The organism is Sphingomonas sp. Leaf21 (genome assembly GCF_916858675.1).
Classification (GTDB): domain Bacteria; phylum Pseudomonadota; class Alphaproteobacteria; order Sphingomonadales; family Sphingomonadaceae; genus Sphingomonas.
Genome location: NZ_CAKASM010000010.1, coordinates 75,551 through 98,463 on the forward strand (window position 1 = coordinate 75,551; position 22,913 = coordinate 98,463).

At 58.6% G+C, this 22,913-nt stretch carries 16 protein-coding genes and 1 pseudogene; 9 read left to right on the forward strand and 8 right to left on the reverse strand.

Going from position 1 to position 22,913, the window contains the following annotated elements; genetic code table 11:
* Nucleotides 1-159 precede the first annotated feature (159 nt).
* The 5 genes from LRP66_RS10245 to LRP66_RS10265 form a co-directional block, all read right to left on the reverse strand.
* Entirely contained in the window at nt 160-2,451 is a 2,292-nt protein-coding gene (locus LRP66_RS10245) for a TonB-dependent receptor (RefSeq protein ID WP_230482427.1), read from the reverse strand.
* A gap of 155 nt (nt 2,452-2,606) precedes the next feature.
* Nucleotides 2,607-3,440 (reverse strand): 5-dehydro-4-deoxy-D-glucuronate isomerase, encoded by an 834-nt coding sequence (gene kduI, locus LRP66_RS10250; RefSeq protein ID WP_230482428.1) that lies wholly within the window; start codon nt 3,438-3,440, stop codon nt 2,607-2,609.
* Between the two features lie 54 nt (nt 3,441-3,494).
* Entirely contained in the window at nt 3,495-4,649 is a 1,155-nt protein-coding gene (locus LRP66_RS10255) for a glycoside hydrolase family 88/105 protein (protein ID WP_230482429.1), read from the reverse strand.
* Entirely contained in the window at nt 4,646-5,944 is a 1,299-nt protein-coding gene (locus LRP66_RS10260) for an MFS transporter (RefSeq protein ID WP_230482474.1), read from the reverse strand. Before LRP66_RS10260 ends, LRP66_RS10255 begins: the two co-directional genes overlap by 4 nt.
* 108 nt (nt 5,945-6,052) lie before the next feature.
* On the reverse strand, nt 6,053-6,802 hold the full coding sequence (locus LRP66_RS10265; RefSeq protein ID WP_230482430.1) for a FadR/GntR family transcriptional regulator: 750 nt from the start codon (nt 6,800-6,802) through the stop codon (nt 6,053-6,055).
* A 172-nt stretch (nt 6,803-6,974) separates the two neighbouring features.
* Between LRP66_RS10265 and LRP66_RS10270 the strand changes: the two genes are divergently transcribed.
* The 5 genes from LRP66_RS10270 to LRP66_RS10290 all read left to right on the forward strand — a co-directional run bounded on the left by LRP66_RS10270 (nt 6,975) and on the right by LRP66_RS10290 (nt 14,454).
* The gene (locus tag LRP66_RS10270; RefSeq protein WP_230482436.1) at nt 6,975-10,205 is read left to right on the forward strand and encodes a glycoside hydrolase family 2 TIM barrel-domain containing protein; all 3,231 of its coding nucleotides are present in this window, start codon (nt 6,975-6,977) and stop codon (nt 10,203-10,205) included.
* A complete protein-coding gene (locus LRP66_RS10275) occupies nt 10,202-11,128 on the forward strand; it encodes a DUF4861 family protein (protein WP_230482438.1) in 927 nt (308 codons plus the stop codon). Before LRP66_RS10270 ends, LRP66_RS10275 begins: the two co-directional genes overlap by 4 nt.
* On the forward strand, nt 11,125-12,414 hold the full coding sequence (locus tag LRP66_RS10280) for a DUF2264 domain-containing protein (protein ID WP_230482440.1): 1,290 nt from the start codon (nt 11,125-11,127) through the stop codon (nt 12,412-12,414). The genes LRP66_RS10275 and LRP66_RS10280 overlap by 4 nt, the downstream gene beginning before the upstream one ends.
* A 277-nt stretch (nt 12,415-12,691) precedes the next feature.
* The gene (gene kduD / locus LRP66_RS10285; RefSeq protein ID WP_230482441.1) at nt 12,692-13,444 is read left to right on the forward strand and encodes a 2-dehydro-3-deoxy-D-gluconate 5-dehydrogenase KduD; all 753 of its coding nucleotides are present in this window, start codon (nt 12,692-12,694) and stop codon (nt 13,442-13,444) included.
* Nucleotides 13,441-14,454: a sugar kinase gene (locus tag LRP66_RS10290; RefSeq protein ID WP_230482443.1), complete on the forward strand. Its 1,014-nt coding sequence runs from the start codon at nt 13,441-13,443 to the stop codon at nt 14,452-14,454. Before kduD ends, LRP66_RS10290 begins: the two co-directional genes overlap by 4 nt.
* Before the next feature lie 584 nt (nt 14,455-15,038).
* On the opposite strand, the pseudogene LRP66_RS10295 reads toward LRP66_RS10290, so the two are convergent.
* Nucleotides 15,039-15,574 (reverse strand): annotated as a pseudogene (locus LRP66_RS10295) (IS3 family transposase); the annotation flags it as partial.
* Nucleotides 15,575-15,798: 224 nt separating this feature from the next.
* Between LRP66_RS10295 and tnpA the strand changes: the two are divergent.
* The 4 genes from tnpA to LRP66_RS10315 all read left to right on the forward strand — a co-directional run bounded on the left by tnpA (nt 15,799) and on the right by LRP66_RS10315 (nt 18,512).
* Nucleotides 15,799-16,158, forward strand: a complete 360-nt coding sequence (gene tnpA / locus LRP66_RS10300) for an IS66-like element accessory protein TnpA (RefSeq protein ID WP_230482445.1) — start codon at nt 15,799-15,801, stop codon at nt 16,156-16,158.
* Nucleotides 16,155-16,502 carry an IS66 family insertion sequence element accessory protein TnpB gene (gene tnpB, locus LRP66_RS10305; RefSeq protein ID WP_268992453.1) on the forward strand — a complete coding sequence of 116 codons (348 nt, stop codon included), beginning with the start codon at nt 16,155-16,157 and terminating at the stop codon, nt 16,500-16,502. The genes tnpA and tnpB overlap by 4 nt, the downstream gene beginning before the upstream one ends.
* Nucleotides 16,503-16,590: 88 nt before the next feature.
* Nucleotides 16,591-18,261 carry an IS66 family transposase gene (gene tnpC / locus LRP66_RS10310; RefSeq protein WP_230482449.1) on the forward strand — a complete coding sequence of 557 codons (1,671 nt, stop codon included), beginning with the start codon at nt 16,591-16,593 and terminating at the stop codon, nt 18,259-18,261.
* Entirely contained in the window at nt 18,261-18,512 is a 252-nt protein-coding gene (locus tag LRP66_RS10315; RefSeq protein ID WP_230482450.1) for a hypothetical protein, read from the forward strand. The genes tnpC and LRP66_RS10315 overlap by 1 nt, the downstream gene beginning before the upstream one ends.
* Nucleotides 18,513-18,792: 280 nt before the next feature.
* Here the strand turns inward: LRP66_RS10315 and LRP66_RS10320 are convergent, their stop codons facing one another.
* The gene (locus tag LRP66_RS10320; protein WP_443026682.1) at nt 18,793-19,059 is read right to left on the reverse strand and encodes a transposase; all 267 of its coding nucleotides are present in this window, start codon (nt 19,057-19,059) and stop codon (nt 18,793-18,795) included.
* Nucleotides 19,060-19,328: 269 nt separating this feature from the next.
* A complete protein-coding gene (locus LRP66_RS10325; protein WP_230482452.1) occupies nt 19,329-20,798 on the reverse strand; it encodes a ricin-type beta-trefoil lectin domain protein in 1,470 nt (489 codons plus the stop codon).
* Nucleotides 20,799-22,913 lie beyond the last annotated feature (2,115 nt).

Consider the following 22,913-nt stretch of genomic DNA (forward strand, 5'->3'; position numbering starts at 1 on the left):
TCCTTGCCCGAAGGCTTCACAAGGCCGGAAAACTCTCGCTCAAAATGGACCAAAAAAACAGGCGGGACATCACTATTCCTGACCTAACTAGCTATTGGTGAGAACATATTAACTGCTAGTACTGGCCAAATTCTCATTAAATCTGGCCAGTAAAGAGGATCAGAAATTATAAGAAGCGCGGATACCGCCATACCGCCGAAAATCGCGAGGTAGATAGCTTTGCGTTGCCAATGCATTTCCCTGGTTGCCAAATGAATTTGCCAAGTTCGAAAAATACTGCTTGTTTGTCAGATTGTTTACAAACCCTACAATTTCCCAGCGACGGTCAGCCTGCCGAATGCCAGCCGAAAGGTTCACGATAGTGTAGCCCGGCTGCTCGGTTTGCGGATCTTGTGAGATCGAGTAGTTGATCCGGCTCTGGTACGTCGCTGCTGCTTGCAGCAGCCCATTCAGATTGTCAGTCAGGCGAGGGGTAAAGTCGCCGCTGACGGCAACTTTCCATTCCGGCGCCTGTGCTGGACGGAAGCCAGCGAGGTTCTGACGGCCTGGCGAGCCAACGCATCCCTGCGCGGCCGACTGACCTGGGTAGCATTGCGCCTCGGGGAAGGAAGTGATCTCCGCGTCGTTGTAGGTCGCGCCCCCGGTTATATTAAGCGTCTGCGACAGGCGGACGCTACTTTCGACTTCAACACCACGCGTCCGGAGCTTGCCGACGTTTGCCAAGCGAAAGTTGATTGTGCCATCAGGCAGCGTTTCAATGCCCTGAGCTTGAAAATTATCAAATTTAGTATCGAACAACGTGACATTCAAAGTCAATCGTCGATTGAAAAACTGACTTTTTACACCGAACTGCAAATCTTTTGACGTCTCAGGCTGAACTGGTCCGGTACGTTGACGGAGCAGATTGAACCCAGTCCCAATATCATATGCCTGACCTTTGAAGCCTGTCGCATACGTGAGAAACGTCATAACGTCAGGCGCAACCTGCTGCTGGATACCCGCCTTATAAGTCTCGAACGTTTTGCTATCGGCCCCCGAGAAGAACGCACCGCCGTTAGCGATGTCGCGGAATGTATAGTCGATTTCACCACGTCCAGCACGGACGCCACCGATCAGCGTTGTCCCCTTCAACAAATCGAACTCGAGCTGACCGAACGAGGCGTACTGCTTGGTACCGTTTGACGCGAACCAGCGCGCCTGCGAGAAAAACGGACCGCGAGTAAAGTCGCGCGTTAGCTCAAGGTTTGAGTAAAATAAGCCGAGTGTATACCGAAACCGGTCCGCGCCAGGAGAAACGAGACGAAATTCCTGTGAGAATGCCTTCGTCCGAAATGTGCCGAACTGGCGATTGTCCAACGAAGCGATCGCTGACTCGTCCTGGTCCAGGATATCGAACTGCTTGAACTTGTCGTACGCCGTGATCGACATCAGTGTTGCCGGCCCAAGATCAAGCGAAGCACGGAGCGACGTCGCAAAATCCTGATAATCAGTGCCGGAATTGATATTGTTGACAACCTCCCGGTTTGCATCGGTGAACGTCACACCAGGAGCGAAAATGGCTGGCGTGTTCGCGGGGACTCCGCGCAGCCGAGCGCTCGGCGATACGCGGATGAAGGGGCGCCCAATCGTGGTCTGCCCGTCGATATAGCCGACTTGCGCGGTGAGGTTCAGCGTGGAGGTCGGATCCCAGACGAGTTTCCCCTTCAAGGACAGAGTCTCATAGCCACTGACCTTGTCACCGTTAAACAGGTTGCGAACGTTGCCACGGAATTTGTCGAAATTGCCGCTTGCCCGGAACCCTAACGTATCGGTGATTGGCCCCGCCCCAGCGATATTCCAACCGTATTCGTCATCGCTGGTGGCCAGCGTGGCGACCCGGCCGGTCAACGTCTTAGTCGGGCCTTGTGTCACGATGTTGATGAGCCCTGCCGAGGCCGAACGCCCGTAGAGCGTGCTTTGAGGCCCTCGCAGAATCTCGACCCGCTCGATGTCTGACAGATCTGCAAATGCACGTGCTAGGAACTGCACGGGCACGTCATCGATCTGCACGGCAACGCTTGGCTCAACGCTCGGCGAGAACGCGAACGTGCCGATGCCGCGGATCGATATGGAGTTGTTCACCGGCTGTTCGGAGGGTTTAATCACCAGCGACGGACTTGCCTTAGTCAAGTCAGCAAATTGACGAACGCCCTGTGCCTGGAGGGTGTCCCCCGTAAGCACCTGAACCGCTAGTGGCACGTCCTGTACCCGCTGCTCGCGCTTCTGTGCGGTGACAACGATGTCGTTGCTGGTTTCGTCCTGTGCCGTGCCCTGCTCGGCCATCTGCGGCCCAGTGCCTCGGCCATCCGTGGGCTGCGTAGGCGCAGCCTGAGCCAGCACTTGACCGCTTGTTAAAAGCGCGCAGCTGAGCAGCAGCGAACGCGACAAAATCGTGGAATCAAGCAGTTTCATGACATCCCCTTCAATTAACGCCGGTTCTACTCCGACTTGCATGCGCCGTAGCACCTAGACCTACCGCACGCAATAGTTATAGTACAAATAATAGATGTTTGACCTGCAATGAACCTGGATTACCGCTCATTCGGCATATTTAGATTACAAGTCTGTCAGCGGAGCTGGCAGATATCCAGCACGTCCATGTCACCATAATCGAGGTTTTCACCAGCCATTGCCCAGATGAAGCCGTAGGCGCTCGTCCCAGCGCCCATATGAACAGACCACGGCGGCGAAATTACCGCCTGTTCGTTTTCCATTATGATGTGACGGAGATCGTCCGGACGCCCCATGTAGTGGAAAACGCGGTCTTGATCCGCGAGATCAAAATACAGGTAAATTTCTGAACGACGTTCGTGGACGTGCGGCGGCATCGTGTTCCATACGCTTCCAGGCTTCAACAGCGTCATGCCCATGCATAGCGAGGCACTTGCGCAGGTATGCGGCAGGATCAATTGGTAGATCGATCGGGCGTTCGACGTTTCCAAGCTGCCGCGCTCCATAGGCTCGACTTCACCGAGCGTTAGTTTGCGCAACGGGAATGCGCGATGCGCGGGCACGCTAAGCAGATAGAATCGAGCGCCTTCCCCGACGAAGCTGACGTCGACGGACCCCATTGGAACATAGAGCGCGTCCAGGCGGTCGAGCGTGATCGTCCTACCATCGATAATGACACGTCCCGGAGCGCCGATGTTGACGACACCAAGCTCCCGCCTTTCGAGTAGCGAATGGCCGGCGGCGCTGACCGGCTCGGTCTGGCGAGGCAGAATAAGCGGCGTTGCTCCAGGCACTGCGCTACCAATTATAAACCGCTCACCATGCGAATAAGTCAGCACGATTTCGCCACTGCGAAACAGTCCGTCGACCAGATATCGATCGCGCAAATCCGAAGTGGAAGCATCCACCATCATATCAGGATGCGTCGCGTAATAAGTTTTCTCGTACACTAACGAATTCCTATCACTTTGAATGTTGTCTTTGACGAGTGCCGTCTGGGCCCCTCATCGATCTTGATCGAGCGCGGCTACTTCGGTCGCGGCAAGCAGGAACGCCCCTACACCGTAATATTGCGTGTCGGTTGCCTCGACCTTTTCAGGCCGATCGCTGACTTGCTGAACCCATCCGAGCCGCCCATCCGGCTGGATCGCGCGTTCGAGTGCCGCCCAGCCGCGATTTACCACTGGTCGGTAGGTTCGCGCATCCAGTAGTCCGGCCTTGATGCCCCACGCCATGCCATAGGTGAAGAATCCCGTGCCACTTGATTCAGGCGGGGATCCTTCGGGGGCAAGAAGCGACGGCGCCCAATAGCCGTCTGCCTTCTGCAACGCCTTCAGCCGCGCCGCCATTTCGACGAACAGCGCCTCCATCCTCCGACGGTCAGCACTTTCCCTCGGCAATAGTGGAATTAACCGCGGCATGCTGGCGAAGACCCAACCGTTGCCCCGAGACCAGAATTGTTTGCGCGCCCGCTCGTCGCGGCGTTCGAAGAAGCGACTGTCACGATAGAACAAATGCTCTGAGGGATCGAACAGGAAGTCGACCGTCGCCCAATATTCCCGCATCGCGTAGTCGCGATAACGTGAGTCGTTGGTCTGCGCAGACAGTTCCAGCATCGCGGGGGGCGTCATGAACAGCGCATCGCACCAGCACCAGCGCTTCAAGCACTCGGTATCATCATAGCCGCTAGGCGGCTGGTAGAACGGCAGCCCGACCCGCGGGGGGTTGGCGAGAATAAAGTCGAAGGCCTTGCGCGTCGGTGCCAGTGCTGCTGGCCCCGCACCGTTGCGCGCCCCCCAAAGATAGGCTTGGGTGATAACCAAATCATCGGCATGATAGGGCCGCGACGCGGGCAGCCACTGATTGCGCTTCCCCATTTCGAGCACTGCCTGCCGGATCGCAGGTGGCCCACCGGCGTCGGCAAGTGCCGTCATACCAATCCAAAATACCGCTTGTTCCCAGGCACGGGGGTTTTTTGTTTCCGTGGTGACTCGCGATATGTGCGCGGCGTCGAGCCGGGCTAATTGCCACGTCGCAAGCTGCACCGCCAAGGCTATCGGCTGACCGCGTACCGGGGCGGATCGCACGCTAGAAGGTTGTGCAATTGATTGCGTGGCCACGCCAAGCAAAGCAATGACGGCAATGGATCGCATGATCATGCGAGTGTCTCCGATGTCGGAATGGAATCGAGACCTGCACGCGTGGCAGCAAGCCTTGGGCTGAGAACGTGAAGCGCGAGCAGGGCAACGAAATAAGCACCGCCCGCGACCGCAAAAATCGATGCATAGCTACCCGAAAGGTCCAGGACGTAACCGACGAACTTTGCGATGACCATGCCGCCTATCGCCCCCGCTGTCCCGCCAATGCCAACGACAGATCCCACCGCGGCACGGGGGAACAGATCGGATGGTAGCGTCAACAGATTGGCCGAGAATGCCTGATGCCCCGCTGTCGCCAGCCCGATCAGCAGCACAGCGACCCAAAGAGAGTCGATGTATTGCACAGTGACAATCGGTAGCACGGCAAAAGCACATGCGAGCATTGTGAGTTTGCGGGCGGCATTCACGCTGCGACCCGCCTTGATCATTCGTGACGAAGCCCAACCACCAACCACGCTGCCAAGATCCGACAGCACGTAAATCACGACCAGCGGTGGGCCAAAGCTCTTGAGATCTAGACCATAACGCTTGCCGAGAAAATCAGGCAGCCAGAAAAGGAACATCCACCAGATAGGGTCGGTCAAAAATTTGGGGATGGCGTAGGCCCAGGTTTCCCGGACCGAAAACAACCGCCGCCACGGCAAAGGACGCGCCGGCATCACCGGGTCGCTACGGATCAGTGCGAGTTCCTGTGAACCAAGCCGCTTATGTTCTTCCGGCCGGCGGTAGATAGCCAACCACGCGACGAGCCAGACGACACTGAACGCCCCCGTTGCGAGGAACGCAGCACGCCATCCGTAGCGTAGCGCTATTACGGGGACGATCAGCGGCGTCACGATTGCGCCGACGTTAGCGCCCGCGTTGAAAATGCCGACCGCGAGCGCGCGCTCACGTTGCGGGAACCAGTCGGTCACGGCCTTCAGCCCTGCAGGAAAATTGCCTGCTTCACCAATACCGAGTGCGAACCGTACAAGACCGAATTGACCGACAGTGGCGACCAGTCCGTGCGCCATGTGAGCGAGTGTCCACAGCGTGAAGGTGATGGCGTAGCCAAAGCGGGCACCGGCCAGGTCGATGAACCGACCCATGCCAAGGTAGCCGATCGCATAGGCCGCCTGGAACCAGAAAACAATGTCGGCATACTGGCTTTCGCGCCAACCGAGGTCCCTTTGAAGCAGCGGCTTGAGTACCCCGATCATCTGCCGATCAATGTAGTTGATCGCGGTCGCGGCGAACAAAAGACCGCAGATTACCCAGCGATACGAACCGGCACGGTGCACGGCCTGGGCAATCACATCTGGGGGCGGCGCATGCGCGGCATCGCCGTCATTCGTCCTGATGCGCTGATCCACCCCGAACCTCCTTTTGGTCGCGAGAGCTGATGCCGCGCTGACGATGTTGTACTATAACCCCTCGATCTTCCCGTCAATCGCGCCGTCGCGCATTTGAGCTGTTTGGCTAAGTTCACTGTGTCTGCTGAGACTCTCCTGCATGTGATGGCGCGCGGCGTCGCGTGCCCGTTGGGAATCCATACGCACGATCGCATCGAGGATCGCGTCATGCTCTGTGCGCACCAAGGCTGCGTATGCCTGATGAGCCTCGGTTGACTGATCACGCAGGTAAAGGCTGCGCGGAGGAACCAGCCGCAATCCCAGAAAGTCGATCAGGCGCACGTAGTAATCGTTTTGTGTCGAGCGAGCGATCGCCAAGTGGAAGGCGATATCAGCCTGCGCTGCAGCGGCTGGATCGTCACTTACGTCAGCCATTCGCTGCAAAGCCTCACGGATCTCCCCGATATTCGCGGTGGTTCGGCGCGCTGCGGCCAACGACGCCATCTCCGTTTCCACCGCCAGTCGCATTTCAAGCAGCTTGATGACGTCAGCAAGTTCGCCAAGTTCCTCCCGAGTCACTTGGAAAGCTCGGTAAGCTGCATTTTCGGCGACGAATACCCCCGATCCCTGCCGCGATGTCGTCAGGCCTTGCGCTGCAAGCCTTGCGGAGGCTTCGCGCACGACCGTGCGGCTGACGTTTTCGGCAGCGCAAATGTCCTTTTGAGCCGGGAAGCGCGATCCTGGAGGCATCTCGCCTGAACGGATACGGGCTTCGAATTTTGCGAACAGATCGTCTGTCAGCGAGGAGGTGCGTCCGGGCAATGTCGTTTCCTTACCAAGCGAAGTCTGCAGATTTACCTGGCACACTTGTATTATATGTTTCTTCTTGTATGACCAATTTAACAGTGGACGAGGAGCGCGTCGACCCTGTCTTATTATCAATATTCGCGGGTGGCTTTGCCGCACGACGAGGTCGATTACGGAAGGGAGTGCGATGCGGTCAACGGGGCGATTGCGACGGATTCTGGTAGGTACCGTAATTGCTATTGTCCCGATAACGCATGCCGTGGTCGCGCAGAATCTGCCCGCCCCGCCGATACAACCTCAAGCCTCCCCCGTACGCCCTGAGTGGGAGAACCCGTCGGTCTTTGCAATCGGCAAGGAGCCGGCGCGCGCAACCGGCTTCCCTTTTGAAACGCGGGCGAAGGCAATCGCCGGCCACCGCACGAAATCCGACCGTTTCCTCTTGCTCAGTGGAATGTGGCGTTTTTCCTTTTCGCCCAGCGCAGATGCCGCGCCCGCCGGATTTGAGCGATCGGATTACGACGTATCAGCGTGGAAGCAGATTAAGGTTCCCGCCGACTGGCAGGCCGAGGGATATGATCAGCCGCGCTACAACAACATCACCTACCCCTTCCCTGCCAATCGACCGTTGATCCCACATGCGACCAATCCGGTCGGATCGTATCGCCGCGACGTCGACATGCCAGCGCACTGGTCGGGCAACGATGTGATCCTACACATCGGCGCGGCGGGATCTGCCTACTACGTCTGGGTCAACGGAGTGAAGGTCGGCTACTCGGAGGACAGCAAGCTGCCGTCAGAGTTTGACGTTACTCGGCACATGAAGCCCGGGCGCAACACGATTGCGATCCAGGTTTATCGTTGGTCAGATGGCAGCTATCTGGAGGACCAGGACTTCTGGCGCGTGTCCGGGATCGAACGCGAAGTGTTCCTGATGGCGGCGCCCCGAACGCGGGTACGTGATTTCTTCGTCCATGCCGGGCTCGACCCAAGCTACCGCGACGGCACGCTCGCGGTCGATGTCGCGGTGACACCTGGTGCGGCGACCTCCGCGCGGATGACGCTGCTGGATGGCGACAAGCCTGTGCTTACGCGCTCCGCCCCGATCGTCGCGGGTACTTTCGAGCGCACGGCCACGCTGACGGGCACCGTCCCCGGTGTGCGTCCGTGGACCGCCGAAACCCCCGCGCTCTACATGCTACTGGTCGAACTCTACGACGCCAAAGGCGCAATCATTCAGTCGACGTATAGCCGGATCGGCTTTCGCACGGTCGCGATGCTTAAGGGGCTGGTGACCGTCAACGGCAAACCGATCACGATCCGCGGCGTTAACCGTCACGAACACGATCCTGACACTTTTCACGTTGTGTCGCCAGAGACGATGGAACGGGATGTGCAGCTGATGAAGCGCAACAACATCAACGCGCTCCGCACGTCGCATTACCCGAACGATCCGCGACTATACGAACTCGCCGACAAGTACGGCCTCTATGTGATGGATGAGGCGAACATCGAGAGCCATGGTTACATGGACTATGCCAACAAGCATCCAGAGGTTCGCGGCCAGTTTCAGATCGGCTTCGATCCAGCCTGGGATGCCGCGCACCTCAGTCGCGTCGTCAATATGGTCGAACGTGACAAAAATCACCCGTCGATCATTTTCTGGTCGTTAGGCAACGAAGCCGGGATCGGCCCTGCCTTCGCACACGCCGCTGCCGCAGCGCGGACACGCGATCCGGATCGACTGCTCAGCTATCTCGGTTGGGGGACGTGGGTCGGGGATCCCAGGCCCAACGATTACACCGATATCTATGCGCCGATGTACGACACCCCGGAGCGGATGGTCGACTATGCGGTCAACTGGAATTACCGCCAGCCGCTGATCCTTTGTGAATACGCGCACATGCAGGGTAATTCGGGCGGCAACCTGAAAGACTATTGGGACGTCATCTATGCGCATCCAGACCGGATGCAGGGCGGGTTCATTTGGGATTGGGTCGACCAGTCAATGAACCGAACGACCCCTGACGGGAAGCCTTATTGGGGCGATGGGGGCGAGTACGGCCCTAATCCAGGCGGGGACATTGAGTTCGGCGACGGTCTTCTCCAGCCCGATCGCACGCCCAACCCGCAGCTGTTCGAGGTACAAAAGGTCTATTCGCCGGTCCAGTTCGCCGACTTCGACGCGGTTAGTGGCCGGGTGATGATCCTCAACCGACACGACTTCGTCAACCTTTCCAACTACGAACTGTCATGGGACGTGCTGGAGGATGGTGTCTCGGTCGCACACGCTGTGCTGCCGACGCTGCGTACGCCCGCCCACGGGCGCGAGGCGGTGACACTCCAGCTACCTTCGCTTGTACGCAAGCCTGGCGCCGAATACCTGTTAATGCTCCGTGCCCGTGCCAAAGCGGATAGTGTGCCGCTGGTACCCGCCGGGCAGGTGATCGGTTGGGAGCAATTCGCATGGGGGCATGCTGTTCCCGCACGGGCTGTGGCGTCGGCAGGAGCGGTTGTACTGTCGAACGCGGGCAAGGCGATCCGCCTTAGCGCCGCAGGTGCAACGTTAACGATCGATCGCAACACAGGGCTGGTTGTCGATTATAGCGCCCGGGGCCGCACGATGCTGACGGGGGGCTCTCCCAATTTTTACCGGGCGCTGATCGACAACGACATCGGCACCGGCGTCGAGAAGACCCACGACATCTGGAGGGTTGCGTCCGATACGCGCCACGTCGAGGGCATCGAGGCGCGTGGCGCTACCGTTACCGTCCGCTACACGCTCGGTAATGGTGCAGCCCGCTTTGTCACCAGCTATACTATGCGCGGAGACGGATCGGTAGCAGTCGAAACTGACTTCACGCCCTTGAAAGCCGGTTTGCCCGATCCGCTTCGTATCGGACTTGCCTATAGCATGCCATCGCGGATCGACACGGTGGAGTGGTACGGTCGAGGGCCACATGAAAGTTATGCCGATCGCAAGACGGGGGCAGCGGTCGGCCTGTGGCGCGGGCGGATCGCGGACCAGAACCATGACTACATGCGCCCGCAGGAAACCGGTAACAAGACAGACGTACGATGGATGGAGTTGTCGCAGGCGGGGGTCGACGGACTGCGCGTCACCGGCAACGCCCCGCTGTCGGTGAACGCCCTCGCCTTCCCGTATGATGATCTTTCGCGCCGATCGCCAGGTACACGGCGGAGCAGCGATATCGCCCCACATGACCATAACACCCTGCTCATTGACGCCGCGCAGTCCGGCGTTGGCGGCAACACCAACTGGGACGCAACCGGAAGGCCTTTGATGACCTATCGCATTTCTCTGGCACCACGCAGCTTCGGCTTTGTACTGCATCCTTTCACTGGCGACGGCACAACGCCTGCCATGGCACAGCCGGCCAGCGCAACGGTGGTGCAATGATTGCTCGGCTTGCGCCGCTGCTGCTGCTGACCGCGGTCGCGGCCATTGCCCATGCGCAGGACATGCCGCCAATCTCCAAGCCGCTGACGCCGCCTGTCGGCACCGAACGCGAACCCGCGTCGCGCGTTACACTAGCGGACTATCGTTACGACGACCTCCTCTGGGAAAACGATCGTACCGCTCACCGCATCTACGGCCATGCGCTTGAGGCCGCTGAGCCGCCGTCAGGATCAGGAATAGACGCCTGGGGCAAGAACGTGCGTTGGCCGTTCGCAGACCGGCAGCTACGTACCGGCGACCAGCACGCTTACCACGGCGAGGGAATCGACTTTTATAATGTCGGCACCGGGCGCGGCATGGGTGGCCTTGGCATCTGGTATGACGACAAGCTTTGGACCTCACGTAATTACCGCACCTACCGCATCCTGTCGGATGGCCCTACCGCAGCGGATTTCGAGGTTGAGTACGCACCATGGCCTATAGATGTCGGTCGTAAGGTTTGGGAGACGCGACGCTTTACTCTGCCGCTCGGCACCAATTTCACCCGAATGGTTTCGACCCTGTCCTCCGACAAGCCGGGCGACATTATTGTTGGCATCGGTATCGGAAAGCGCACGACCGGTGCCGGTGGCGACCTGACTGTCGACCGGGTCACGGGGGTCCTTTCCTGGTGGGGGCCGCAGGACGGAGAGCATGGTCGGATGGGCATCGCCATCCGTGTTAACCCCGCCACTATCGTGGCTGTTCGCGACGACGCCGACAATCATCTGGTTTTGGTAAAGGCCACCCCGGGCAAGCCATTCGTTTATTACGCAGGTTCCACGTGGGACAAGGGCGTCAGCGGTTTCCGCACCCGGGCCGCCTGGGACGCCTATGCCTCGAGTGAACGGCTAGACTTCATCGTACCGAAGGATACCAAATGAACGAGGGACTGGAACGCCGCGGCTTTCTCGCCGCGCTCGCTGGCGGTCTGGCGGGTGGGGCGATGCTCAACGCAGCCCCTGCCGAAGCGCAGGCGGACAAGCTGACCTCCTCCCTGCCCGGAGGCGCAGCCGATCGTGCCTATATGCTTACGTTGCTCGAGAAGATGGCTAGCCCCATACTTGGACGCATGGCGCGCGGACGACTGCAGCGCGAATGGAAGCTCGAGCTGAGTCCGACATGGGATGGACGCGACCCGCGGGTTGGCTATCTCGAAGGGTTTGGTCGACTGATCGACGGCATCGCGCCGTGGCTTGCGCTCCCCGACGATACAACGCCTGAAGGGCGCATGCGCAGCCAGTTACGACAGCAAGCGCTGCAAAGCTACGCGCATGCCGTCGATCCCAAGAGTCCCGATTATCTGCTGTGGCAAGGTGTAGGTCAGCCGCTGGTCGACTCCGCCTATTTCACGAGCGCGCTGTTGCGCGCGCCCGATGCCTTGTGGAAGCCTCTTGACGCTAAGACCAAGGCCAGGATCATTGCGGAAATTCAGGGCCTTCGCAGAATTTCTCCGCCATATACCAACTGGCTCCTGTTTGCAGCGATGAACGAGGCCTTCCTTCTAGCGGTCGGCGCGGAATGGGATCCGGTGCGTCTCGACCTCGCGATCCGGAAGTTCGAAGAATGGTATGTCGGGGACGGCTGGTATGCCGACGGTGTCCATTTCCACTTCGACTATTACAACAGCTACGTCATTCACCCGATGCTGACACAAATTTTGGAAGTGCTGGTCAACACCAACGCCCCGTTCAACAGCCTTGAACCAAAGGATCGGCTCCCGATCCAGATCAAGCGGATGCAGCGCTATGCAGCGCAAATCGAACGGGCAATCGGACCAGACGGTGCATACGCGGCTATCGGCAGATCGTTGACTTATCGCACTGCCGCGCATCAACCTATTGGGCTCCTCGCGTGGCGCCGAATGTTGCCGGCAACGCTTCCCGCAGGTCAAGTGCGCGCCGCAACAGTCGCTGCCCAACGGCGCGTGTTCGCCGACCCGTCCAATTTTGACGCTGACGGCTTTCTGACGATCGGTTTCACGCGACACCAACCATCATTGGGCGATTGGTATTCTAACGCTGGTAGCATGTATATTGCTGCTGAAAGTCTGCTCTCCCTAGGCCTTCCAGCAGACGACATCTATTGGACGACCACGCCGAAGCCGTGGACAATGTTGCTAGCCTACGAAGGAAAAGATTTCCAAAAAGATTACTACGTGAGCTACTAAGAGATTTAGGCATTCTGATGCAGAAACACTATCTATTGATAGCACAAAGATACTTCAGGTAGATGGTCCTGCCTACCATACAGGTATGTGAGAACCCGTATTAGAATAATCTCGATGGATCGGATCAGGCATTTGCAGTCTGTAATCTCGGGTAGCGTCACTTGAAATGACGCGAACGAAGCTATGCTACGATAACGTGCGACCCGGCCAATTTACTATATTCTTCGTATCTTCCTAAACCGCACACTCCCTTCCAGGGAGGAAAGCAGGAGCAGCAATGAACCCCTTCGATCTTTCTGGCCGCATCGCCGTCGTCACTGGCGCAAATACCGGAATCGGTCAGGCGATTGCGATCGCATTGGCCACAAGCGGTGCCGACATTGCCCTCGTCGGGCGAACCCCAGCTGAGGACACCGCGTTGGCGATCCGCAGTCTTGGGCGACGCGCGCAGATCGTCTCGGCGGATCTCTCCAGCATCGATCCCGTCCAGCGCATTGTCGATGAAACAGTCTCGGGCCTTGGAGGCCTCGACATTCTCATCAACAACGCCGGTATAATACGCCGCGCGGATGCAGTCGATTTCTCCGAAGAAGATTGGGATGCTGTCATAGATACCAATCTGAAGTCGGTGTTCTTTCTCTGCCAAGCTGCCGGTCGCCACATGATCGCGAATGGTCGCGGCCGGATCGTCAACATCGCGTCGATGCTTACTTTCCAGGGTGGCGTCCGTGTACCGAGCTATACCGCATCGAAGTCAGGCATTGGCGGCCTTACCAAACTCCTCGCCAACGAATGGGCAAAGCACGGCATAACGGTCAACGCGATAGCGCCAGGCTATATCGCAACCAACAATACCGCGGTTTTGCAGGACGATCCTGCGCGCAATGCCGCGATCCTCGACCGGATCCCGGCAGGGCGTTGGGGCGATCCCCACGATGTTGGCGGTGCTGCGGTGTTCCTCGCTTCAGACGCGGCAGCGTATGTGCAGGGCCACATCCTTGCGGTCGACGGTGGGTGGCTCGCGCGATGAGTCGCCGACTTCTTGCATTCGGCGAAATCATGCTGCGTATGTCACCTCCGGGGCGTGAATTACTGATGCAGACACCCCGTCTCGACGTTTGGGTAGCGGGCGCAGAGGCTAATGTCGCAACGCAGTTGGCTCGGCTCGGACATGCCGTGTCCTTTGCCAGCCGAGTACCCGATAACGATCTTGGTCGGGCAGCCATCACAACGCTGCGCGGGCACGGCGTCGATACGCGGGGTATCCATTATGGCGGCGAGCGCATCGGTCTTTATTTCGTCACTTCAGGAGCAGGTTCGCGCGCTACGGACGTCCTTTACGACCGTGCGGGGTCCGCCTTTGCCGAGGCGCCGGAGACTGTCTGGGATTGGGCTGCCCTGCTAGAGGGCGTCACCCGGCTGCATTTATCCGGAATCACGCCTGCATTGGGTTTAGTTTCGGCACGCACCGCTCTTGCAGCGGTCAAAGCTGCGTCGGCACGCGGTATTTCTGTTTCATTCGACGGCAACTGGCGTGGCAAGTTATGGGCGCGTTGGGACGGAGACCCGCGTCAATTTCTCTCGGAGATCGTTGCATATGCTGATCTTATGTTCGGCGACTATCGTGACATTGAGATGCTCTTGGGCCGCAATGAGTTCTTAAGGGATGGCTCCGATCCGCGTCGTGGGGCTGCAGAGGCAGCTTTTGCTGCTTTTCCAAGGTTGCAGATGATAGCTTCGACGAAGCGAGTAATAGAGCATGTCGATCGGCACCGACTGTCCGCTCGAATCGATACCCGCGCCGAATGTGTTCAAGAAAAAGAGGTGCCACTTGCTGGCATCGTAGACAGAATTGGTGGTGGGGATGCATTTGCCGCCGGTGTGCTGCACGCGCTGGAAAGCGGACAAGGCATCGCGGGAATCGCGCGAACGGGACTTGCTCTCGCAACGCTCAAACATTCGCTGCCAGGCGATGCCTCGTTATTCCAACAGGCCGATCTGGATGCCTATCTCGCTGGTCAACTGGATGTTCGTCGCTGATAGATTTTCAGCTTCTTACGATCTACTTGATCGAATAAATTACGCCGGTTTAGCCGCATAGGCAAAGGATTTCGGGGGCGTCGGTTTCTATATTGGCGGTTCTCAAATATGCCGAAGCTTAACGCGCTGCTTCGCGGGCTAACTGATTGTAATAAAACGCTCGTTCGGGTACATTATCCAAAGTAGGTCTTGGTAATGACCATGAAAAAGATTCACACCGAGCATATATCGTAAAAATCATAACTGTATCGGAAGTTAGATCTACAATGAACTGATCATAATATTATATATGATATCCACTCCGCGCGCGCCCTTATAAAATGCTTGATTTCTATCTTAATTCTATGCCACCTGGCATGGCGATATACTTCATGATCCAAGACTCCTTGTTGCTACTAAGATGGCACTCTCTACAAGAGGAGGCAGGTTTCTGATGATTTTCATCAAGCACCATACTTTGTGCTAAACGCGACCGCTTGGAGTTTTCTATACGCACTATTTATCGCACGCGCCCCGCCCCCCCCCCCCTTATTGTAGCGACCGACGACGGAAGTACCCTATAATAGTGAGGGTCCCCCGGTTTCTCATCCAACCTGAGGATGAGTTTCCGGCGTTCGTTCGGTCGCCTTGGCAGCCGCTGCAGCAGCATATTCGACCGGCGTCATCCAGCCAAGCGATGTGTGAGGGCGGCTCTCGTTATAGTCCCGTCGCCAGGCCTCGATCTTGGCTCGAGCGTCCGCGATGGATAGGAACCAATGTGCGTTCGGGCACTCGTCACGAAGGCGACCGTTGAACGACTCTACGAACGCATTGTCGCTTGGTTTGCCCGGTCGGCTGAAGTTCAGCGTGACGCCGTTCTCGTATGCCCAGCGGTCGATAGCCTTCGAGATGAATCCGGCCCATTGTCCACGCGAATGGTCTTGGGCGCGCCGCAGGTCAACGAGATCCGTGCCATCGCCTCGACCACCTGCTCGCCCTTGATCCCCTGGTCGACGTAGATCGCCAGCGCTTCGCGGGTGAAGGCGTCAACCACGGTCAGCGCTCGTAACCGCCGGCCATCGAACAGGGCGTCCGAGACGAGATCCATCGACCACATCTCGTTCGGCGCCAACGCCATGGGTAGAGTATCGGCCTCGCATGCCGATCGCCGCCTGACGCTCAAACCGCAACACCCAGGTCTGCAGCACGAGGAGTGATGGCAAACAGTCGATGGCGATACGGTCCAAGCCGGAGCAAAAATGCAGCCGTTGAAGGCTGGTACGCCTCCGGTAGCGGCCGCCTTGCCGGTCAGGCGAAGGACCGGTCTTAAGCGCGCTCTTAAGAGTACGCTTAGGAGTAGGTATTGTGGGTCAAATCACGGTTTTTGGCGGGCCTGAGCGCCGTCGCCGGTGGAGTGATGAGGAACGGGTGCAAATCCTGGCGGAGGCCTTTGCACCGGGTGCGTTTGTTGCGCAGGTTGCTCGGCGGCACGATGTTTCGACGGGGTTGATCTATACCTGGCGCCGCAAGCTTTGCCGACGGTCAGATGCGACGACTGCGGTCGCCGGCTTCGCCGAAGCGGTGGTCGTTGATGATTGCCCTGTCGAATTGCCTATCGTGCAGCCGACCATCGTCGTTGATCTGGCGCGGGGCGGACGCGTGAGCGTCTTTGCATCAGCGTCGCCCGATCAGGTGGCCGCGGTGCTCAAGTCCGTGATCCGATGATACCTGTTCCGAACGGCGCGAAAGTTTGGCTGGCGTTGGGTCACACGGACATGCGGCGTGGCATGCGTTCGCTCGCATTGCAGGTTCAACAAGCGCTGAACAAGGACGTCCACGCCGGCGACCTGTACGTGTTCCGCGGGAAGAGCGGGGCGCTGTGTAAGATCCTTTGGCATGACGGGCTGGGCATGTCGCTGTATGCCAAGCGGCTGGAGCGCGGCCGCTTCGTGTGGCCAGCTGCAAAGGACGGCACAGTCGCGATCTCGGGCTCGGCGATGGCATGCCTGCTCGAAGGTATCGACTGGCGCAACCCGCAGGAAACGTGGCGTCCGACCCACGTTGGGTAACAAATTCCAGCGGCAGCCGGGATGACAAAAGCGGCTGAAATCTGCCAAAAATCGTAGGTTCCTCAAAGGTGTTCTGGTATAATCGGGCATGCTTTCGAGCGATGCCTCCGACGAGCTTTTGCAGCTTCGCACTGAGTTGGCGGTCGCTCGTGATCTCGCGGAAAAGGGCCAGGCGAACGCGCTCAATGCCGAAGCCGAAGCCGAAGCGGCGCGCGTCAGAGCGATCAACGCCGATCTGCTAGCCCGCAATGCTCATCTCGAGTTGATAAACGAGAAGATGCGCCGCGACAAATACGGCGCCAGCTCGGAGCGCAGCCGTCGGCTGATCGACCAGCTGGAACTGACGTTCGAGGAACTCGAGGCGGACGCTGCCGAAGCCGAGAGCCTCGGCGCAATAGCCGCCGCTAAAGCGACGACGGTGACCGCGTTCACCCGCGTCCGGTCCACCCGTCGCGACTTCGATCCAGGCTTGCCGCGCGAACAGGTCGTCATCCCGGCGCCCGAGCTGTGCCCCTGCTGCGGGTCTGCCGACCTTAGCCATCTTCCGGCCGACATCACCGAGACGCTCGAAAAGGTGCCCGCCCGCCACAAGGTGATTCAGACCGTGCGGGAAAAGGTCTCTTGCCGTCGGTGCGAGAAGATCAGCCAGCCACCGGCGCCGTTCCACGTCACCCCGAGGGGCATGTTCGGGCCGCACTTTCTGGCCAGTTTGGTCTTTCAGAAATACGGTCTGCACCAGCCGCTCAACAGTCAGCGCGATCGCCTCGAGAGCGAGGGCATCTCCTTGAGCCTGTCGACGCTCGCAGATCAGATCGGCGCAGTGAGCGTAGCTGCCAGGCCCTTGTTCCTGCTAATTGAAGCGCACGTCCTGGCGGCCGAGCGTCTCCACGGCGATGACACCACCGTCCCGCGGCTGGCGAAGTACAAGACCGACGTCGCGCGGATCTGGGATTACGTGCGCGACGACCGCCCGTTCGGCGGTCCAGCACCGCCGGCAGTGCTGTGCTATTACTCGCGGACCCGGAAAGGCGAACATCCCCGCGGCCATCTCGCTGGCTATACCGGCATTTTGCAGGTCGACCGCTATGCCGGCTTCAACGACATGTTCCGCGATGGCTGGGCTGACAAACCGATGACGCGGGCGAATTGCTGGGCTCACGCTCGTCGGCAGTTCTTCGAGCTGGCCGATGTGGCGCGTCAGCTCAAGCGCCAGAAGGGCGGCGTGCCGCTCGTTTCGCCGTTCGCGAAGGAGGCGCTGGAATGGATCGACCAGATCTTCGCGATCGAGCAAAAGATCAACGGGCTGACTGCCGGCGAGCGCCTGAGCGTGCGCCAGGAACGCGTCGCACCCCTGATCCAAGCACTGGAAACCTGGATGCGGGAAAAGCGCGGCATTCTGTCGCGTCACGATGCCGTCGCCAAAGCGATCGCCTATCTGCTCAACGACTGGTCCGGATTCACGACATTTCTCGAGGACGGTCGGATCTGCCTGACGAATAACGCGGCCGAGCGAGAGTTGCGCAGCGTAGCCCGCGGCAGGAAAGCCTGGCTGTTTGTCGGCTCGGATCGCGGCGGTGAGCGCGCTGCGATGATGTACAGCCTGATCGGCACCGCCAGGCTCAACGGCGTCGATCCGCTCGCGTGGCTTACCGACGTACTTGTCCGTATCGCCGATCTGCCGCAATCCCGGCTTCACGAGTTGCTGCCTTGGGAATGGACCCGCCTTCGTAAAACGCCGCTCGTGCAAGAGGCTGCCTGATGACTGATCCCCAACCCGAACCCGAACTGATCGAATCTTCGCTGAACCGGACGATCGAGCGAGGCGGCAGGCGACTGGAAGTCCGCATCGTCCGTCTAGCAACTGAGCGAGGGTGGTCTCTCGAAGTGGTCAACGATCACAACACCTCGATCGTCTGGGACGATCAGTTCGAAACCGATCGGCAGGCTGATGCAGCCTTCCAAAGCGCGCTGGCCGAAGAAGGTTTCGAGGCCTTCCTCGACAAGGACTGACGCACCAGCCCCGCTCCGATAGCCGTCAATCCGCGGCCCCTATCGGATGCGTACGAAGGCTGAACCAGCTTGTTAGGACGACCGTGCGCGTATCCCATCATGGCCAGGGATCGAGATGTCTCACAAACAGGCCGGATTAATTTACGCAGATTGAGCAGCCTATCGCGTTTCATGTTTGCCAGACGGGGGCGGGCCATACATTTTTTGCCAAAACGTCCTGCAGGAGTGCTTGTCCAGGCTCAGGTCGGCAACCAGCTGTTTCAGCTGCCGGTTCTCATCCTCAAGCTGCTTCAGGCGCCTCAGCTCGCCGACCCCGACCGCCGTACAGCGTCTTCTGGCGGTAGAACGTCTGCTCCGAAATCCCCATCCGCCGGATGACTTCGGCTACCGGCGTGCCGGTTTCGGCCTGCTTCAGCGCGAACGCAATCTGCTCGTCTGTGTACCTAGATTTCTTCATTCCCAGCTCCTTGCCCGAAGGCTTCTCAAGGCCGGAAAACTCTCGCTCAAATTGGCTAAAAAACAGGTAGGACGTCAGTACGCGGGCCACCTGTCCTCCTGCTCGCGCTACCCAACCAGCGCTGGAGCCTGGACTTCGTCCATGATCAGGCTTCACTCCTCGCTCGCTACGCCACACCCGCAGCGTTCGCCACCGAACTCGAAACTCGAAAAGCAACGGGTGGGTTTAAACCCACCCGTTGCTTCACTAGGGCCGGAATTCCGTGTTGGACAGCAAACGACACGGTTGATGAGAGGACGGTCGATAACGGCCCCCGTACGATGAAAGTCGCGGGGGATTCCTCGATTCCCCCGCATAGGTCAGATGGTCCATCGCTGGTTTGTGCCGGTATTGCATTCATACTGCTTTAGCCGGGTGCTGTTTTCAGTGGAGCCCGCCGGAACATCAAGGCACTTGCCCGAGTGTCGCGCCACGAGCTGAAAGTATAACCCAACCGCGCGGAGTTGCCACTGCTGATTTGAGCCACTAGAGCAAGTATACTGCGCCACCTTCGCGCCGTCAGCGTTCGAGGCGCCGATGACGTCCAGGCACTTGCCTGTCAATCCCGACACGAATTGGTAGTAGCCGTTGCCGACATCCCGCAACGACCAGCGCTGATTCGCCCCCGCCCCACAGGTGTATTGAGTGACTTCGGCACCGTTCGCGGTCGAGCCTCCAGCAATATCAGCACATTTGCCTGAATTCTGGTTGATGAGCGAGCCTGTCCCGATACCGCCGTCACCGCTCACAGCGTCGCCGAACGCGTAGCGCAGCCGGACTCCGCCATTAGGGTTACGCAGCGCCAAGTTGAGATCGGTTCCGGTGCCGCTCTTGGCAAACATCGAGTACCAGTCGTAGCCGATCGCGCCCGGCTTGCCGCCGAGTGCCGGCCAGTACGATCCGCCCATGGCGTTTTCGCGCATCACCTGCGTCAGCGCGCGGATGTGCCTCACGAAGTTATTGGTGCTGTTCGGGTCGCGATAGTTGAGCCCGCTATTCATGGGAGCACCAAACTCCGTTACGACCGCACGGGAAGCGCAATTGCCCAGACGATTGATGACGCTCGAGCGCCACCCATCATAGGTGTTGGTGCCGAAGAAGAAGGCATAATGGTGGAACGAGAACAAGGTATCGGAGAAACGGGGATCACTGCAAACCTCTCGCAGGTCGTTACTATAACCGGTGCCACCGATCAGCACCCGGCCGCGCACCGCCGCCGAATGCGTCGAAAGCCAGTTCGCCGCGAAGTTCCGCCAATCCGTCGGCGAATAGCCGTGAGGCTCGTTCATCGGTTCGAAGTAGACTAAATTATTTGAGCCGTACTGGCTGATCACGGTCGACCACATTGCGTTGTACGCAGCCAGATTGCTGACACGTCCTCCCGAGGCGGCACCGTCCTCCCAATAGGCGAGGATGACTTTCCAGCCGCGCGCCGTCGCGGCGTCGATCGCGCCGCGATAATTATTCCACCAGGCGGAGCTGATCGTATGGGTGTTGATGGGCAGGCGTATGGTGTTGATACCAAGAGACGACTGCATGTCGTCATACAGCGCGTTGGCCTTCGCCTGGACGGTGGCGTAGCTATCGGTGCTTGCTAGTCCGTCGATCACCAGCGGGCTCTTGCTGAAGTTGTCGCCCGGTTGTGCCCAGTTCATCCCGCGGAACTGCGATGTTGTCGCCGCAGCGGGCGTCGCAAAGCCCAAAAAAGCTAATAGTATAGCAAATAGGGTGCCAATAAGGGGGCGCCCGATACAACGCCGTTGGGCTATTTCTAAAGAAGATAATGCCATTTTCTCGCCTCTCTCTAAAGCTTTGCTTTATTTTCCTTTGATGGGAACGCTATTTACTCGACTAAGAAGGTAATCGGCAGATGCTTAAATCTCGTGCTTCAAAAACAGCAGGACGGCGGTGTCATCGCCCTGCGTCTTAAATTGGTCCGGGCCGGGTGAATAACCCAGAGCGAAGATCGCGTCGTAGAAGCTGACCGATCGAAAATACCCCCCCCGCGGTCCATCGATAGCTGTGGGCATGTCACCAGATATGCGACAGGTTAGCCCAGCGCATAAGATGACCGGGGAACGCAGACCTGGTAACGTCGTCTTGACGATGTCGCGAAGGCGGACTTCATCGCTTGCGGCACGCTGATCCCGAGGGCTAGCTGCCATCTCCTTCTCCATTAAGGCGACCTCATCCGCAGGCGGGGGCGGCATAGCTCGAATGCCACCTCGGATCTGAATGCTGTCGGTCGTCCTCACCGGCGCGGCTCCATGAACCACGGTAATCGAGTCGGTGTCGGTAGACCTGTCATCGGTCCCACGCCGGACCAGGAAGGTGACGCAAACGATCGCCAGCGTGATACTGGCGATGACCGCTCCGATCGATAACGATCCGCGCCTTTGGGCCGGCCCAAGCATTAAATCGTCAACCATCGACTATTTGCGCCGCCGCAGCACGGGGAGACGAAAGCAGCTGGAGCGAAATCCGCGCCACCCATGATTAAGGGGAAATTCGGGGAGTGAGCCATGAATGTAGAGCTGAAAAAAGACATGCCAGTCCCCTAAATTAGCAGCCGAACTTAGGCCGGCTTTATCAGAATATGACCGAAAAGCTATCACGGTGCAAGAACATATACTACATATCTAGCGGCAGAATCCCTGATCCAAGGGGGCAATAGTAAAAGGGTATGAATCTATATGCCAAATATCATATGATTTGCACTCGTCGAAATCACTGGTGATCAGCGCATCGATCGAGTGAGGCTCCGTGACCCGATTGGCTTTGCTATCGGCGCGGCACCGAATTCGATTTTCGCGGTCGTAAGCTCTGCCTGCTATGATTCGATACCCAATTTGGCTCACGCTCCGGGCGTGTTAGCGAAGGCACGAAATCAGTCACATGCATTATATGCGAGGTGTAGGAGCGCAACAATCAAGTAAATGCCAAACGCGACAACGGTTAAGGGGTTTCTCGCCTGGCCGGTCAGAATGCAATACAGAAGGAGGAACCAAGCCGGATAGGCGGCTATAAGTGTTGCCCCTTTTAGCCATAGGGGAAGCGGCCGCCACCAGCCTTTGAAAAATGCAATGAGTTTCATGCTTCGATCTAACCGTAAACTGGAGCCGATTGACGCCGGATCCGTCAGAATATGGCTCATAAACTAGCAGCCCACAAGAATGTGTATGACAGATTCAAGGGCGGATGGTGTAGGAAAATGGTTATCGATGCGGAAATAGTCGGACCTATATGCCAAATTCAGGAATATTTTACGGACGTCGCGTCCCCCTGCGGCAAGCAACGCATCGACCGCATGTTTTAAAGATCGGCGGTAGTGAACGCCGTCCTCCAGAGACCGGATCGCGAGCTTGAACGTCAGGGTGCGGGCATTCAGCCGATTGCGAGCAGAACATCGACTGGTGGAATGCATCTCCGGTGCGGCGGACCAGCCCGGCGGTATCGTGAGGAGCGGCTGATGGTGCGCACGCGTGGCGGCCGCAAGCGCGCGCTTGGGACGCGAGCCCCTATGGCGATCCCGCAAGGACTCAAACAGCACTGGTCTCTCGACTTGGACGGCGGGAACGCCTGCCTCGGTTTCCAAGCCCAGGTCCACCCTGCGCTAAGGCCGGCATTTTCAACACGATCGCCCAAGAGTTGACATTCGGTCCCCGCTCCGGCCTTCGGTTCTGCTTCGCTCAACCTACGCCCGGCAATGGCGGCGGAGGCGACAATACAATAATTAGCTATCCGGACGGACCGGTGGAGGTTGCTCAGCCTGCGCTATCCCGCAAAAAAACTCACGCTTCCGAGTGTCACTTTTTCGTAATCGTCCGTCAAACATGGTGGAGCGACTTTTGCAGTCGCTGCCGCTGGGGGGGGGGGACGACTGTGGACGCAATGTGGAGCAAGCA

What these genes read in the sequence shown, in the direction of transcription:
- LRP66_RS10245 (WP_230482427.1), bottom strand. Translation starts at nt 2,451, where the DNA reads ATGAAACTGCTTGATTCCACGATTTTGTCGCGTTCGCTGCTGCTCAGC.
- LRP66_RS10255 (WP_230482429.1), bottom strand. Translation starts at nt 4,649, where the DNA reads ATGATCATGCGATCCATTGCCGTCATTGCTTTGCTTGGCGTGGCCACG.
- LRP66_RS10270 (WP_230482436.1), top strand. Translation starts at nt 6,975, where the DNA reads ATGCGGTCAACGGGGCGATTGCGACGGATTCTGGTAGGTACCGTAATT.
- LRP66_RS10275 (WP_230482438.1), top strand. Translation starts at nt 10,202, where the DNA reads ATGATTGCTCGGCTTGCGCCGCTGCTGCTGCTGACCGCGGTCGCGGCC.
- LRP66_RS10280 (WP_230482440.1), top strand. Translation starts at nt 11,125, where the DNA reads ATGAACGAGGGACTGGAACGCCGCGGCTTTCTCGCCGCGCTCGCTGGC.
- kduD (WP_230482441.1), top strand. Translation starts at nt 12,692, where the DNA reads ATGAACCCCTTCGATCTTTCTGGCCGCATCGCCGTCGTCACTGGCGCA.
- LRP66_RS10290 (WP_230482443.1), top strand. Translation starts at nt 13,441, where the DNA reads ATGAGTCGCCGACTTCTTGCATTCGGCGAAATCATGCTGCGTATGTCA.
- tnpB (WP_268992453.1), top strand. Translation starts at nt 16,155, where the DNA reads ATGATACCTGTTCCGAACGGCGCGAAAGTTTGGCTGGCGTTGGGTCAC.
- tnpC (WP_230482449.1), top strand. Translation starts at nt 16,591, where the DNA reads ATGCTTTCGAGCGATGCCTCCGACGAGCTTTTGCAGCTTCGCACTGAG.
- LRP66_RS10315 (WP_230482450.1), top strand. Translation starts at nt 18,261, where the DNA reads ATGACTGATCCCCAACCCGAACCCGAACTGATCGAATCTTCGCTGAAC.
- LRP66_RS10325 (WP_230482452.1), bottom strand. Translation starts at nt 20,798, where the DNA reads ATGGCATTATCTTCTTTAGAAATAGCCCAACGGCGTTGTATCGGGCGC.